Source organism: Ferrovibrio sp., from assembly GCF_025869515.1.
GTDB lineage: Bacteria > Pseudomonadota > Alphaproteobacteria > Ferrovibrionales > Ferrovibrionaceae > Ferrovibrio.
Genome location: NZ_JAOZVR010000017.1, coordinates 40,053 through 55,028, shown reverse-complemented (window position 1 = coordinate 55,028; position 14,976 = coordinate 40,053). Strand labels below are relative to the sequence as shown.

The 14,976-nt window shown below is 66.1% G+C and carries 15 protein-coding genes; 2 read left to right on the top strand and 13 right to left on the bottom strand.

The window, feature by feature from the left end:
• Positions 1–72: 72 nt before the first annotated feature.
• The 4 genes from upp to OJJ21_RS03515 are packed head-to-tail and all read right to left on the bottom strand — an operon-like array spanning position 73 to position 4,818.
• On the bottom strand, positions 73–711 hold the full coding sequence (gene upp / locus OJJ21_RS03530; protein WP_297683209.1) for a uracil phosphoribosyltransferase: 639 nt from the start codon (positions 709–711) through the stop codon (positions 73–75).
• Positions 712–733: 22 nt separating this feature from the next.
• Positions 734–1,969: a URC4/urg3 family protein gene (locus OJJ21_RS03525; protein ID WP_297683207.1), complete on the bottom strand. Its 1,236-nt coding sequence runs from the start codon at positions 1,967–1,969 to the stop codon at positions 734–736.
• Positions 1,970–1,993: 24 nt separating this feature from the next.
• The gene (locus OJJ21_RS03520; protein ID WP_297683205.1) at positions 1,994–3,274 is read right to left on the bottom strand and encodes a GTP cyclohydrolase II; all 1,281 of its coding nucleotides are present in this window, start codon (positions 3,272–3,274) and stop codon (positions 1,994–1,996) included.
• Positions 3,271–4,818 (bottom strand): carboxyl transferase domain-containing protein, encoded by a 1,548-nt coding sequence (locus tag OJJ21_RS03515; protein WP_297683203.1) that lies wholly within the window; start codon positions 4,816–4,818, stop codon positions 3,271–3,273. Before OJJ21_RS03515 ends, OJJ21_RS03520 begins: the two co-directional genes overlap by 4 nt.
• A 224-nt stretch (positions 4,819–5,042) precedes the next feature.
• Between OJJ21_RS03515 and OJJ21_RS03510 the strand changes: the two genes are divergently transcribed.
• Positions 5,043–5,510, top strand: coding sequence for a carboxymuconolactone decarboxylase family protein (locus OJJ21_RS03510; protein ID WP_297683201.1), 468 nt, complete (start codon positions 5,043–5,045; stop codon positions 5,508–5,510).
• Positions 5,511–5,614: 104 nt separating this feature from the next.
• Here the strand turns inward: OJJ21_RS03510 and OJJ21_RS03505 are convergent, their stop codons facing one another.
• The 7 genes from OJJ21_RS03505 to OJJ21_RS03475 all read right to left on the bottom strand — a co-directional run bounded on the left by OJJ21_RS03505 (position 5,615) and on the right by OJJ21_RS03475 (position 11,671).
• Positions 5,615–6,037 (bottom strand): PaaI family thioesterase, encoded by a 423-nt coding sequence (locus tag OJJ21_RS03505; RefSeq protein WP_297683199.1) that lies wholly within the window; start codon positions 6,035–6,037, stop codon positions 5,615–5,617.
• Positions 6,034–6,624 (bottom strand): TetR/AcrR family transcriptional regulator, encoded by a 591-nt coding sequence (locus OJJ21_RS03500; protein WP_297683197.1) that lies wholly within the window; start codon positions 6,622–6,624, stop codon positions 6,034–6,036. The genes OJJ21_RS03505 and OJJ21_RS03500 overlap by 4 nt, the downstream gene beginning before the upstream one ends.
• 168 nt (positions 6,625–6,792) lie before the next feature.
• Positions 6,793–7,575, bottom strand: a complete 783-nt coding sequence (locus OJJ21_RS03495; protein WP_297683195.1) for an SDR family oxidoreductase — start codon at positions 7,573–7,575, stop codon at positions 6,793–6,795.
• A 45-nt stretch (positions 7,576–7,620) separates the two neighbouring features.
• Positions 7,621–8,871, bottom strand: coding sequence for a Zn-dependent hydrolase (locus OJJ21_RS03490; protein ID WP_297683194.1), 1,251 nt, complete (start codon positions 8,869–8,871; stop codon positions 7,621–7,623).
• A 115-nt stretch (positions 8,872–8,986) separates the two neighbouring features.
• Positions 8,987–10,111, bottom strand: coding sequence for a CaiB/BaiF CoA-transferase family protein (locus OJJ21_RS03485; protein ID WP_297683192.1), 1,125 nt, complete (start codon positions 10,109–10,111; stop codon positions 8,987–8,989).
• Positions 10,108–10,509, bottom strand: coding sequence for a rhodanese-like domain-containing protein (locus OJJ21_RS03480; RefSeq protein ID WP_297683190.1), 402 nt, complete (start codon positions 10,507–10,509; stop codon positions 10,108–10,110). Before OJJ21_RS03480 ends, OJJ21_RS03485 begins: the two co-directional genes overlap by 4 nt.
• A 34-nt stretch (positions 10,510–10,543) precedes the next feature.
• Positions 10,544–11,671 carry a hypothetical protein gene (locus OJJ21_RS03475; RefSeq protein ID WP_297683188.1) on the bottom strand — a complete coding sequence of 376 codons (1,128 nt, stop codon included), beginning with the start codon at positions 11,669–11,671 and terminating at the stop codon, positions 10,544–10,546.
• A gap of 124 nt (positions 11,672–11,795) precedes the next feature.
• Between OJJ21_RS03475 and OJJ21_RS03470 the strand changes: the two genes are divergently transcribed.
• On the top strand, positions 11,796–12,686 hold the full coding sequence (locus tag OJJ21_RS03470) for a transglycosylase SLT domain-containing protein (RefSeq protein WP_297683186.1): 891 nt from the start codon (positions 11,796–11,798) through the stop codon (positions 12,684–12,686).
• A gap of 33 nt (positions 12,687–12,719) precedes the next feature.
• Here the strand turns inward: OJJ21_RS03470 and OJJ21_RS03465 are convergent, their stop codons facing one another.
• On the bottom strand, positions 12,720–13,658 hold the full coding sequence (locus OJJ21_RS03465) for a 2-hydroxyacid dehydrogenase (RefSeq protein ID WP_297683184.1): 939 nt from the start codon (positions 13,656–13,658) through the stop codon (positions 12,720–12,722).
• A gap of 116 nt (positions 13,659–13,774) precedes the next feature.
• Positions 13,775–14,896 (bottom strand): helix-turn-helix transcriptional regulator, encoded by a 1,122-nt coding sequence (locus OJJ21_RS03460; RefSeq protein ID WP_297683181.1) that lies wholly within the window; start codon positions 14,894–14,896, stop codon positions 13,775–13,777.
• Positions 14,897–14,976: the final 80 nt, after the last annotated feature.

The following is a 14,976-nucleotide window of genomic DNA, read 5'->3' as shown; positions in this document are numbered from 1 at the left end:
AGGTTGTCGGATTGCGCCGACTATGCCTGATCCCGTGCAGCGGTGCTGTGACGGCCGATACGAAAGGCCGTGCTATTTGGTGCCGTAGATGCGGTCGCCGGCATCGCCCAGGCCGGGGCGGATATAGCCGTGATCGTCGAGCTGGCGGTCGACCGAGCAGGTATAGACCATCACATCGGGATGCGCCTCCTGCATCACCTGCAGGCCTTCCGGCACCGTCAGCAGGCAGACGAACTTGATCTGGGTGGCGCCGGCTTCCTTCAGCCGGGCGACGGCGGCGGCGGCGGAATGGCCGGTCGCCAGCATCGGATCGACCACGATGACCAGGCGCTCGCGCACGTCGTCGGGCAGCTTGAGGTAATATTCCACCGGCACCAGGGTCTCAGGATCGCGGTACAGGCCGACATGGCCGACGCGGGCCGAGGGCACCAGGTCGAGCATGCCGTCCAGGATGCCGTTGCCGGCACGCAGGATCGAGACGAAGCACAGCTTCTTGCCGGCCAGCAGCGGCGCCTGCATTTCTTCCAGCGGCGTCTCGATGCTCACCTTCTCCAGCGGCAGGTCGCGGGTCACCTCGTAGCAGAGCAGCAGGCTGAGTTCGCGCACCAGGCGACGGAATTCGGCGGTCGAGACCTCCTTGCGGCGCAGCAGGGTCAGCTTGTGCTGCACCAGCGGGTGGTTGACCACGGTGGCATTGGGAAACGCGTTCATCGATGACTCCCCCGGGATAAAATCAGAAAACCGTGCCGTCGCTGGCGACCGTCAGCGGCGGGCCGCCATCGGCGCGCTTCTCTTTGGCGATCTTGCGGCCGGCAGCCCAGGTGCCGCCCTCCAGTATCCGCGCCAGCGGCATCTCGGCCGCGGTCTTGCCCAGGCGGGCGCGCACCGGATCGGCGATACGGTCGAGCAATGCCAGGGTCAGCGCGCGCCATTCCACCACGGCCTCGTCTTCCACCGGGATGGGGAATTTCAGCAGCGCCTCATGCCGCACGCTGAGTACGCCGAGATCGAGGAACAGGCCGCCATTGCGATATTCCGGCAGGCCGGTCAGGTCGTCCAGCCCGGTGACCGCGATGCCGGCCTCCTCGAAGATTTCCACCAGCGAGTAGGTCAGCCACTGCGACAGCTTGTGGAACGGCACCAGCCCGGAGGTGAGATCGCCGCTCATCAGGCCGCGATGGCGCCAGACATCGCCGAGATTCTGGCCGTCCAGCGTCATGCGCGAGGGCCAGATCGGGCCGAGCCCTTCCAGCACGGCGGCCAGGATCGCCGTGGCCGGCAGCTTGCCGTCCTTCACGGCATGGGCCTTCAGGTAATCGTACAGCCCGCCGATACGGGCCTCTTTGCCGAAGAGATCAGGCCGTGCCTTCAAGGCCTGGCCGAGATTGCGCATCAGCGCCGCCCTGCCTTCGACACCGACCAGCGGATTGGTGTCGGAAACCTGGAAGGCATGGGCGATGGCATTGGGTGCCAGCGAGATCAGGCCATGGGCATCGGCGCGCAGCGGATGCGCCTTGTCGCCGGCGAACAGCCCGGCACGGAAGGCATGCAGGCTGGCCACCGCCAGGCCCTCGGAGCGCGCGACCGGCCGGCCCTCTTCATTGTACTTCCACTGCGGCCCAGCGCCGGCATCCAGCAGCACGCTGACCACGCAGAGGTCGAAGCGGATGCGAGCGATCTCGTCGGCGTCCACGCCTTTCAGCGTGGCGGCAAGCTGGCCCCAGCGGTCGACGCCGTTGGCGGCGAAATGCCGCCAGCGCGCGTGATAGGGAATCTGCAGGGTGGGATAATTCTCGCGGATCACCTGCGCCACGTAATCGGCCGCCGCCGGCATGGCATCGAGATGCAGGGTGAAATTCGGCAGCGCATCGCGCTCGGCCAGCGAAAACAGCGCATGGCAGCGCTCGCGCACCGCCCCTGTGGTACGCAGCCAGGCAACGGCCTGGGCCGGATCGTTCAGATTACCCACGGATACTCACTCCTCGATACCCCATTATTCCTCAAGACCACGGCCCTTGGCCTTCTTCAATTCGTCCTCATCCGGCACCTTGTCGGTGAAATAGCCGGCCGCCTTCTTGGCGTCCATCTCCACCCTGGCATCGGCGGGGATCAGCTCGTCGGGGATCGGCACGCGCTCGACCACCTGGATGCCGCTGGCGACGATGGGCTCGAATTTCATATTGCTCATCGAGACCAGCCGGTCGATGCGGCTGACGCCGAGCCAGTGCAGGATATCGGGCATCAGCTCCTGGAACCGCATGTCCTGCACGCCGGCGACGCATTCGGTGCGCTGGAAATAGGTCTCGGCGCGGTCGCCCATCTCCTGCCGCTTGCGCGCGTTGTAGACCAGGAACTTGGTCACCTCGCCGAGCGCGCGGCCTTCCTTGCGGTTATAGACGATGACGCCGACGCCACCCTGCTGCGCCTCTTCGATGCAGACTTCGATTCCGTGCGCGAGATAGGGCCTGCAGGTGCAGATATCGGAGCCGAACACATCCGAGCCGTTGCATTCGTCATGGATACGGCAGGCGATCCGGGTCTGCGGCTTGCCCAGCTTCGACACATCGCCGAACAGGTAGACGGTCATGCCACCGATCGGCGGCAGGAAGACCTTGAGGTCGCCGCGCGTCACCAGCTCCGGGAACATGCCGCCGGTCTGCTCGAACAGGCCGCGGCGCAGTTCGGTCTCGCTGATGTTGAAACGCCGGGCGACGCCGGGCAGCCACCAGACCGGCTCGACCGCCACCTTGGTCACCTTCACGTCGCCGTTGGCGGCGAGGATGTTGCCATCGGGCTTGAGCCGCCCGGCCTGCATCGCCTGGTGCAGTTCGGGCATGTTTATATGCGCCTTGGTCACGGCAATGGTGGGCCGGATATCCCAGCCGGCCTTGATCTGCTCGGCGAACACCTGGCTGGTGATATGGCCCCAGGGATCGAGCGAGACGATCTTTTCCGGATCGGCCCATTGCGGAAACGGGCCCAGCGGTTCGGCCGGCGCGGTGTTGGTCAGGTCCGGTCTGTGCTCGGCCTTGAGCTGGCCGGCGGCTATGGCGAGCGCGCGATAGAGCGAATAGGCGCCCGAATGCGTGCCGATGGCATTCTTGCCGCCAGGATTCTTCAGCGTGGCAACGACCGGCCCGCGCTGGCGCGGATCGGCGGCGCCCCATTCGATCGGCAGCGGCTTGCCGGCCGTCGTGGTGCTGGGATGCGAAGTGAGGACAATCGGCTTCGGCGCCGGCTTCTTTTCATTCGGGATGTTCGGAATGTCACTCATGGTCTGTACCCAAAGCTAGGTGGACCCGCCTGACGCAGCGGGGCAGCAAGATTGGCGAATTCACACAGCAGCGGCCGGGTGTCGCGCGGGTCGATCAGTTCCTCGACCAGGAAGGCTTCCGCCGTGCGGAACGGCGAGCGTACGCGGTTCAGCCGTTCCTCGATGTCTTTCAGCAGCGCGGCGCGGTCGTCGGCCTTGTCGAGATCGGCGCGGTAGGCGGCCTCGATGCCGCCTTCCAGCGGCAGGCTGCCCCAGTCGCCCGAGGGCCAAGCATAACGATAGCGCAGCCGCGTGTGATTGCTATGCCCTGCCCCGGCAACACCGAAGGCCTTGCGCATGATGATCGAGCACCAGGGCACGGTGGCCTGGTAGACAGCGGTGAGCGCGCGGGCGCCATGGCGGATGGTGCCGGTCTGCTCGGCTTCGGGGCCGATCAGGAAACCCGGGATATCGACGAAATGCACCACCGGCAGATGGAAGGTCTCGGCCAGATCGACGAACCGCGTGATCTTGTGCGACGCGTCGGCGGTCCAGCCGCCGCCGTAATGATAGGGATCGCTGGCGAGAATGGCGACCGGCCAGCCATCCAGCCGCGCCAGGCCGGTGATCACCGAGCGGCCATAGAGCCGGCCCATCTCCAGGAAGCTGCCGGCATCCACGGTCATGTCGACGATCTCGCGCGTCTTGTAGACGCGGCGGCGGTCGCGCGGCACGATGGAGAGCAGCTTCTCCTCGCGGCGGTTCGGATCGTCCTGCGGCGCGATGCGGGCCGGCAGGTCGTAGACCGAAGGCGGCAGGTAGGACAGGAAACGCCGCGCGGCGGCAAAGGCCTCCTCCTCGCTGGCCACGGCCAGGTCGATGGCGCCGGCGCGTTCATGGATTTCGCTGCCGCCGAGTTCCTCCTTGGTCATCTCCACGCCGGTGCGCGCCACCACCGGCGGCCCGGCGATGAACATCTGCGAGATGCCCTCAACCATCACCGAGAAATGGCTGCTGACGGTGCGGGCGGCACCCAGGCCGGCCACCGAACCGAGCGCCAGCGCCACCACCGGCACGGTGGAAAGATTGGCGACCACATGCTCCCAGCCCGGCATCAGCGGCACATACGTGCGGCCTTCCATCTCCAGCGACTTGACCGAGCCGCCGCCGCCAGTGCCGTCGACCAGACGCACCATCGGGATGCGCAGCTCGCGCGCCATCTGTTCGGCATGCACCTGCTTCTGCCAGATCGCCGCATCGGCGGCACCGCCGCGCACGGTGAAATCGTCGCCGCCGACCACCATGGGCCGGTTGTCGATACGGCCGCGGCCGAAGACGAAATTGGTCGGGCTGAAGTCTTCCAGACTGCCATCGGCGCCGTAGCGCGCGCGGCCGGCGATGGCGCCGACCTCGTGGAAGGAACCGGGATCGAGCAGGCGGTCGATGCGCTCGCGCACCGTCAGCTTGCCACCGTCATGCTGGCGCTTGATCTTGTCGGCCCCGCCCATCTGGCGGGCCATCTCTTCGCGTCGCCGCAGTTCGGCGATCTCGGCTTCCCAGCTCATAAAACAGGCCTCGTTGGCACTGGAAAGCGATGGAGTGTAACGCCGTGCCGGGCCGTCCACAACAGCCCCGAGGGCGCGGCAGCGACCCGTCGCGAAACCTTAACCCGAGGGAAAGCCAGTCCTTTCGGACGGGTTCGGATTTTTCCGCGGTCCCCTGTCACAGGCCAGGCCGATGGTCCGTCTATGCAGCGTAAGACGGACGCACCACCCCCCAGGAGAGACCCATGCAACCCCGACTGACCAATCCCCACAAACTGGCGCCCGAAGGCATCAAGGCGATGATGGCGCTGGAAGCCAGCTTCAACCAGAGCGGCCTGGAAGAGAGCCTGCGTCATCTGGTGAAGCTGCGCGCTTCGCAGATCAACGGCTGCGCCTTCTGCATCCACATGCATACGACCGACGCCCGCAAGCATGGCGACAGCGAGATGCGGCTGTACATGCTGAATGCCTGGCGCGAAAGCTCGCTGTACAGCGAGCGCGAACGCGCCGCCCTGGCCTGGACCGAGGCGCTGACGCTGGTGGCGCAGACCGGCGCGCCGGATGCCGATTACGCACTGGTGAAGGCGCAGTTCTCGGATGCCGAACAGGTGCAGCTCACCCTGCTGATCGGGGCGATCAACACCTGGAACCGCCTGCAGGTCGGCTTCCGCGCCGCCCATCCGGTGAGCGAGAAGGACAAGGCGGCGGCATAACAAAAAAACGTCGTCCTCGGGCCCAAGAACGTTTCTTGGCCGAGGACCTCACGCAGTTCTGGCTGAGATGCCCGGGTCAAGCCCGGGCATGACGATTTTGGACGCTACACTCTCGCGATTGTCGCCAGCGCGGTGGCGACGATCTTCTCCACGCCGTCTTTCACCGCGAAGACATCGGCGCGCGTCACCACCTGGCGCCCGCCGGCCTTGATCACGGTGCCGATGGCGGTCAGTTCCTCGCCCACCGCCGGCGCCAGCAGGTTGAGCTTGTATTCCGAGGTCACCACATCGCCGACCACGGAAGCGGCTGCCCAGGCACAGACCGTGTCGGCCATGTAGCCGACGATGGCGCCATGGGCGAAACCGTGATGCTGCGTCATCTCCGGGCGGATCCTGGCCGAGATGCGCACGCGGCCGGCATCGAAGTCATGCAGCCTGGTGCCGACCCAGTTGGTGAACGGACTGATGGCGATGGCCTGTTCCATCATCTGGCGGGTGAGCTGGGTTTTCGGAACGGCGTCGGTCATTTCAGGGCCCTCTGCAGCAGTTTGCCGATGCGGCGCAGCGGCTCGGCGGAATGCTGGGTGCGCGCCAGCACGATGGCACCCTCCAGCGAGGCGACGGCCCAGAGCGCCAGGTCGCTCGCCTCCCTGGCCGGCTTGCCGTCGCGGCGCAGCTGGTCAGCCAGCGCATCGGCCCAGGCCTGGTAGCCGCGCTGGCAGGCCAGCCGCAGCGGCTCGCTGAAGGCACCGGTTTCGACGGCAACGATGGTGAGCGGCGAGCCGTCCTTATAGCCGGACTGCTCCATCCAGACGGCAATCTGCGCCGCCAGCGCACCGACGGCAGCGGCGGCCGAACCGGATTTGGCGATGGCTTCGCCCAGCGTGGCGAGAAAACACTCCGCCGCCCAGTCGACCGCGGCGGCGGCAAGCTGCTCCTTGCCCCTGGGAAAAAAGTGGTAGAGCGAGCCTTTCGGCGCGCCGCTTTTCTCGACGATCTCGTTCAGCCCGACACCGGCATAGCCGCGCCGCGACATCAGTCGCGCCGTCATCGACACGAAGCGTTCGCGCGTGGTCGCCGGCTTGCGTGCCGGCAGGGCTGCGGTTTTGGTCATGGCTGGATTATATAGACTGGTCTAGTTGTCGCAAGAGCAAAAAAGAAAGGGCGGTTGCCCGCCCTCTTCATACAGCCCGTCGTCCTCGGCCCTGACCCGAGGACCTCTCGTCATTCTGGCTGAGATGCCCGGGTCAAGCCCGGGCATGACGAGCGTTGTTGCTCCGTGTCAGAAACTGCCGGGATAGTTGCCGCCGTCGAGCAGCACGTTCTGGCCGGTCATGTAGGCGGCCTGGGTCGAGCAGAGGAAAGCGCAGACCTGGCCGAATTCCTCGGCGGTGCCGAAGCGGCCGGCCGGCACGGTGGTCGCCTGTTTGGCGATTTCGGCCTCCAGTGCCTCGCCCTGCAGCGTGCCGCCCTTGTTCATGGTGACTTTGAGCCGGTCGGTCAGGAAGCGGCCGGGCAGCAGGTTGTTGATGGTGATGCCGTCCTTGGCCACCTGCCGGGACAGCCCGGCGATGAAACCGTGCAGGCCCGAGCGCGCGCCGTTCGACAGGCCGAGCACCGGGATCGGCGCCTTCACCGAGCTGGAGGTGATGTTGACGATGCGGCCGAACTTGCGCGCCGCCATCTTGTCCACCACCGCCTTGGCCAGCAGGATCGGCGTGATCATGTTGGCATCCAGCGCCTTGATCCAGTGCTCGCGCTCCCAGTCGCGGAAATCGCCCGGCGGCGGCCCGCCGGCATTGTTGACCAGGATGTCGATCTCGCCGGCCACGCTCAGCGCCTGTTCGCGGCCTTCAACAGTCGTGATGTCGCCGGCCACCGTCTTCACGGTCACGCCCGGCGCCGCCTCGCGGATTTTCTTGGCCGCCGCTTCCAGCGTCTCGACGCCGCGCGCGGTGATGGTGACATTGACGCCCTCTTTCGCCAGCGCCAGCGCGCTGCCGAAACCCAGGCCCTTGCTGGCCGCGCAGACCAGTGCGTTGCGGCCCCTGATGCCGAAATCCATTGTTTCGCTCCCTTTGGTAAACCCTAGGCCAGAGACATAGCGCCCTCAGGCGGCATGTTCCAGCATCGCCCGCAGCAGCACGTTGCAGCCGGCCGCCAGGTCCTGCGGCGTGGCGGTTTCCACCTCGTTATGGCTGATGCCGTCGGCACAGGGCACGAAGACCATCCCGGTCGGCGCCACGCGGCTGATATAGCCGGCATCGTGACCGGCACCCGAGGTGATGTCGCGCCAGGCATAGCCGCTTTCTTCCGCCGCCTTGCGCACGGCGGCGACGCAGTCCTTGTCGTAATGCGTGGCCGGCGAATGCCAGATTTCCTTGCATTCGACCTGCAGCCCGAGCGCGCCGCAGATCTCGGCGCATGCAGCATGCAACTCCTCGGTCATGATGGCGAGCTGATCATCGAAGGGATGGCGCAGGTCGACGCTGAAGAACACATTGCCCGGGATGGTGTTGCGCGAATTCGGCATCACCCTGACCAGGCCCACCGTGGTGACGGCCGGCGCGTGATCCAGTGCGATCTTGTGCACGCGCTCGACGATCCGCGCACAGCCCAGCATGGCATCCTTGCGGCGCGGCATCGGCGTGGTGCCGGCATGGCTTTCGGTGCCGGTGACCGTCACCTCGAACCAGCGCATGCCCTGGATACCCTGCACGACGCCGATGGTCTTGCTCTCGGCTTCCAGGATCGGCCCCTGTTCGATATGTGCCTCAAAGAAGGCCTTGAACTTGCGGCCGCCCACCGGCAAATCGCCGAAATAGCCGATGCGCTTCAGCTCGTCACCGATGGTCTTGCCGTCCATGTCTTCGCGGCTGAGGCCATACTCTTCGGTGAACACGCCGGCAAACACGCCGGACGCCACCATGGCCGGCGCGAAACGCGAGCCTTCCTCGTTGGTCCAGACCGAGACCTCGACCGGCGCCTCGGTTTCGAATTTATGGTCGTTGAGGGTGCGGATCACTTCCAGTCCGGCCAACACGCCGTAAACGCCATCGAACTTGCCGCCGGTGGGCTGCGTATCCAGATGGCTGCCGGTCACCACCGGCGGCAGGTCGTTATTCCTGCCGGGCCGGCGGGCGAAGATGTTGCCCATGCGGTCGATGCTGACCGTGCAGCCGGCATCCCTGCACCACTGCACGAAGAGATCGCGGCCCTGCTTGTCCAGATCGGTCAGAGCAAGACGCGCGCAGCCGCCCTTGGGCGTGGCGCCGATCTTGGCCATTTCCATCAGGCTGTCCCACAGACGGTCCCCATTCACCCGAATATTTGCGACCCGGATATTGCGCGCCTCGGCCATGTTCATGCTCCTTGCTGGAAATCGAAGCTTAGAAAATGCAAGGCGCATGCCGCAATGGACTGCAGCAGGAATTTCCTGACCCGCCGTACAGGAATGCCCGGAAAGCGGGCAGCCGCTACTCGGCGGCGGTCACCTTTTTAGCCACACCCCAATCGGCCAGCACCTGCTCACCGCCCTCGCCGCGCTGCGGCGGCTTGCGGCGGATCGCGCCGGGCGTGCGCGAGAAGCGTGGCGCCGGCGCCGGCTGGGTGACGCCGTCGGGAGAAACGAACGTCTCGCGCGCCGCCATATGGGCATGACGCGGCGCCTCGTCGAGGCCGAGCACGGGGGCGAAGCAGATGTCGCTGCCTTCCATGATGGCGCACCATTCGTCGCGCGTTTTGGTCTTGAAGGTGGCGGCGATGGCGGCGCGCAGGGACGGCCAGCGCTTGCGGTCGTGCTGCTTCGGCAGCGTCGCCGGATCGAGGCCGAGTTTCCCGATCAGTTCGGCGTAGAACTTGCCCTCGATGGAGCCGATGGCAACGAAACCGCCGTCGCCGCATTCGTAGGTGTCGTACCACGGCGCGCCGGAATCCAGCATGTTGGCACCGCGCGTGTCGCTCCACATTCCGGCACCCTTCATGCCGTAGAACATGGTCATCAGCGAGGCGGCGCCATCCACCATGGCGGCATCGATCACCTGTCCCCGGCCCGACTGCTGACGCTCGAACAGTGCCGCCAGAATACCCATGGCGAGATAGAGCGAACCGCCGCCGAAATCGCCGACCAGATTGAGCGGCGGCACCGGCTTTCCATTCTGATTGCCGATGGCATGCAGCGCGCCGGTCAACGCGATGTAGTTGATGTCATGGCCCGCCGCCATCGCCATCGGACCCTGCTGGCCCCAGCCGGTCATGCGGCCATAGACCAGTTTCGGATTCTTGGCCTGCGCCACGTCGGGCCCGAGGCCGAGACGTTCCATCACGCCGGGGCGGAAGCCCTCGACCAGTACATCGGCCTTGCCGATCAGGTCGAGCACCAGCGCAATCGCCTGCGGGTTTTTCAGATCGAGCGCCAGCGAGCGCTTGCCGCGCCCGAGCAGTTCGTACTTCGGTTCGATCGGCAGGCCGAGATCGACCTCGCCCTCGCGGTCGATGCGCAGCACGTCGGCGCCCAGATCGGCCAGCAGCATGCCGCAGAACGGCACCGGGCCGATCGCCGGCATCTCGATGACTTTCAGTCCCGTAAGAGGCCCGCTCATTTCTTGTCCTTCGGTTTCCATTCCGCCGTCGGCAGGCCGGCTTTCTTCCAGGCACCGAAGCCGCCCTCGATATGCGCGATCTTCTCCAGCCCCATGTCCAGTGCCGTCTTGGTGGCGAGCGCCGAACGCAGGCCGCCCGCGCAGAAGAAGATGAACTGCTTGTCTTCGGCGAAGACCGGCTTGTGATACGGGCTTTCCGGATCGATCCAGAATTCCAGCATGCCGCGTGTGGCATGGAAGGCGCCGGGGATCATGCCGTCGCGTTCCAGCTCGCGCGGGTCGCGGATATCGACGAGAACGACATCCGGCTGGTTATACTGCTCCGCCGCCTGTTCCGGCGTCAGCGTGACGATGGCCTGCATGGCCTCGTCCAGCATCGCCTTGTAGCCCTTGCGCATGGTTTCCTCCGCTTACTGTTGCGGAGAGTATAGGTCAGCCGCCGAAACCGAGCCAAGCCCAGCCGGGTTGCCACAGCGCCACAGGCAGGGCCGGCACCAGCACCGGCTGCCAGGTCCAGCCGGCTTCCGTTACGGCATCGCGCACCGCGAGCACCAGGGGATCATCGGCCTCGACCAGCAGCGTGTTGTTGCGCCAGCGTTTGGGCGGCGGCAAGGCTGCGCCGATCCGTTCGGCGGCGCCGCTGCGGCCGACCAGCGGCAGCGCCTTCACCGTATTGCGCTCGCGGTCGAAGGTGAGATCGAGTCCGATGAGCCAGTCGCGCCCGGCCAGCAGGCCGAGATCATGCTGGCGCAGATCGTCGCCATGGCGCGCAATGGTCATGCCGCCCGGCCGCAGTTCGGTCGCCGCGCGCTGGCCGCCGGCATTCAGCGCGCCGAGCCGCATGCGCAGTTCGGTCATCGTCACCGGCGCGCCCGCGCCCGGCCGCATGGCGGTCAGTTCGAGGCAGCGGCCGGCGACGAACAGCAGCAGGCCGAGCCAGAGCAGGACCGCCACGCCATGGCCGATGCGGCTGTGCAGCAGGCGCAGCGGGCCGGGGAAACGGCGGGCGCGCAAGGCCGGGATGGCATGGCGCCTCCGGGCGAGCGCCTGGCTGTCCGGGCCGTAGAAGGCGAACAGCGTATCGCCGATCACCAGCCACTGGCCGCGCGCATAGCCTTTCTTCTCGCTGCCGGCGACAGGGCCGGTCTTGAACGAGACGCCGGCATCGGCGTATTCGACGCCGGCGGAGGCGAAGCTGCCGAAGCGCTGCTCGGCTGCCGCCTCGGCCGCGTCGTGGGTCCGGAACCGCGCGGCAATGCAGGCCGTGCCGTCATGGAAGCGCGCCAGTTCCGCCGCCTGCGCTTCGGGAAACAGCGGCCGCAGGTCGCGGTATTCGCTGGCATGGCGGCCGAACACCGCCCAGGAGTTCATGTAGCCGCCGTAGCGGGTGGCCAGCGCGATGGAATCGATACGCAGGCGCGAGGCGGCCCAGCGGTCCAGCAGGGCGTACAGTCCGGCCGGCAGGGCAATGCCGCCGACCAGCAGCAACAGCAGCGCCAGCCACGGACCGTCCTTCGACCAGTCCAGCTGCGCCATCATCGCCGCCCAGGTTTCGCTCATATCGCCTGTTTGCCCGCAAATCCGTTTGTAAACAAGGGGATACCGTACCGACCGGAATGTTAACCGAATCTTTCCCCCGGATCGGCTAGAGGATACTCCGGCTCATATCAGGTTTTACCGCTGCATGGCTCCCGTCACGCCGTTTCGTCCGTCGCCTGCAACCGCCGCCGAGAGCTACCGCATCGGCGGCCACCAGGTCAGCTACGAACTGCTCAGCACGCTGAAGCAGGCCAGCAGCCGCACCGGCATCGACTTCGCCTACCTGGTCGCCCAGGCCGGGCAGGAAAGCGGCTTCAAGGCGGACGCGCAGGCCAGGACCAGCTCGGCGCGTGGCCTGTTCCAGTTCATCGACAGCACCTGGCTGGAAACCGTGCGCGACCACGGCGCCAAGCACGGCCTGGCCGAACAGGCGCAGAAGATCGTCACCGGCAGCGACGGCAAGCCGCGCGTCAGCGACGCCGATGCACGTCGCGACATCCTGGCCCTGCGCGACGATCCGCGCATCGCCTCGGTCATGGCGGCCGAATATGCCCGCAGCAACCAGCAGATCCTGTCGCGCGAATTCGGCGTCGAGGCGAAGAAGGTCGATCTCTATCTCGGCCATTTCCTCGGTGCCGGCGGCGCCACCAAATTCCTCACCGGCCTGAAAGACAACCCGGCGCAGAGCGCGGCCGCCCTGCTGCCCGAAGCAGCCTCCGCCAACAAGGGCGTGTTCTACACCCCCGACGGCAAGCCGCGTTCGCTCGGCGAGATCTATGCCTTCTTCAATGCCAAGCTGGACAGCAAATCGGCCGGTCTCGATATCGTGCCGCTGGATGGCCAGGCCACGGCACTGGCCCAGAATGCGCCCTATGGCAATTCGGCGGTGCAGGCGCAACTGGACGAGCAGCGGAAATTCATCGACCAGAATATGAAGCTGATGGCGATGGAAATGCTGCACAAGATCATGCTGGGCAACCGCAGCAAGCTGATGGGGCTGGGCAGCCCCAAGAGTAGCCTCGACAGCGAAAGCTGATCCGTCAGACGACCCCGGTTCACACCACCTTGGTCAGACCACTTTCGTCAGAACGGGCTTGCCGGCGAACCACGCCTCCAGATTCTTCAGCATCAGGTCTCCCATCGCCTGCCGCGTTTCATGCGTGCCGGAGCCGACATGCGGCGCCAGCGCCACGGTATCCAGTTTGAACAGCGCCTCGGGCACATTGGGCTCGTCGGCGAACACGTCGAGGCCGGCGCCGGCGAGCTTCTTCTCCACCAGCGCCTGCACCAGCGCGGGCTCCTCCACCACGCTGCCGCGCGCGATGTTGACCAGGTAGCCTTCCGGGCCGAGTGCGGCGATCACTGCCGCATTGACCAGCTGGTTGGTTTCCTTGCCGCCCGGGCAGGAGATCATCAGGATGTCGACATCCTTGGCCATGGCAACCAGGTTGTCGTAATAGCGCCAGGCCAGCTCGGCCTTCTTGCGCGGGCCGAAATAGGCGATCTGCAGGCCGAAGGCCTCGGCGCGTTTGGCAATCGCCTGGCCGATGCGGCCGGCGCCGACAATGCCCATGATGCGACCGCCCAGCTTGTCGGTCAGCGGAAACTTGTCCTTCGGCCAGCGGCCGGTGCGCACGAACTGGTCGGCCTGCGGGATGCGGCGCATCATCGCCAGCGTCAGCGCCATGGCGGTGTCGGCCACGCATTCGGTCAGCACATCGGGCGTGTTGGTGACGGTGACGCCGCGCTCCCTGGCGCAGTCGATGTCGATCGCGTCATAGCCGACGCCGAAACTGGAAATGACCTCCAGCTTGGGCAGCGCCTCGATCAGCGCGCGGCTGGCGCCGGCGCCGCCCGAGGTGGCCATGCCGCGCACGCGCGGGGCGATCTCGGCCAGGAAAGCCGCCTTGTCCTTGGCTTCCCACAGCTTGTGCACGGTATAGCTGCCATCCAGCACCTTCTGGATCGCCGGGGGCATGGCGGTGGTCTGCAGGATCTCGATGGCCATTCGGGCTTCCTCCAACTGATATATGAGTTGGCGGAAACCCTAGCGGCAGGATGCCGCTCCCTGCAAGCTGCAGGACCATTGAACCAATACGGTCCTGTCCGTTGCGCCGCCGGAACTCAGCCGCCCAGCAGGCGCAGCATGTCGAAATGCCGGTTCACGCCGAGCTTGCGGTACAGATTGCGACGATGCACGCGGATGGTGTTCACGCTGTTGCCCAGCACATCGGCGATCTGTTTCAGCGGCACGCCGGCGAGCAGATGCGTCGCCACCCGCACCTCTGCGGCGCTCAAACCATACTGCGCCGCAATACCGTCCTGGATCTCGCCGGTCACCCGCCGCCCGACGATCTGCACCGCCAGCTCCACATCATCGCCCGCGAACAGGAATTTGCGCAGAGTCAGCGGCATGACGTGCAAACGATACGCCTGGGCGCCGGAAGGCCGCCGCACGGTCAGCGACAGTCCCGGCTGCATCGTATCCGGCGCATCGCCGTGCAGCAGCTGCTGGAAGGCCGCATTGAGATGCGCGTCATCCTCGCTGCTGGCCGCCTTGAGGCGGGATGCCTTGACCGACAGGCCATCGGCCTCGGCCAGCAGGTCCGCCGCGCGCGCGTTCATCGAATGCACCCGGCCATGCCGGTCGAGCAGCACAAGCCCATCGCCGCTGCGATCCGCCATCGTCTGCGAGAAACCGATATGCCGCTCGCGCGCCACCATGCTGTTGCGCAGGCGGAGCATGGTGCGCAGATGCGGCACCAGCGACTGCAGCCCCCTCACCGTCGACTCATCGAAATCGCCGAAACGCTGGCCACGGTTGAGAACGAAGTAATTATACTTGTCGCCCGACCTGGCGAAGGTGCCCGTCACCAGATACTCGTGGTCGTTCGGCCGCAGGAATTCGTTGATGAACACGTCGCGCGACCGTCGCGAGGGCGAAACCATCTCGCTGCAGGTCATGACCCGTCCGAAGTTGTTGTCCAGCATCATGATCGGGCGGAACGGGCTGCGGACGGCGTAGTAGCCGGGCACATCGCCAACATAGTCGCGCTGGTCGGCCCAGCGCGTGATCCGCAGGCTGTCATGCCGCGACCGGCCATCCATGGTCGCGAACGAGGCCAGGCTGGCATCGAAGGCGAGCGCAAGATCGCTCAGGAAACACTTTATCTCGTCTTCGTCCACGGCGCCGAGATAAAGCTGCTCAAGCAGCGCCGGCGAAATCTGGGCAACGGAATGCGACATCAATCTCCCCCAGCATCGCATTGCATGCGCATGTAAGCGGTTGCGGCCATGCCGACATAGTTCTTTTTATGAACGGCACG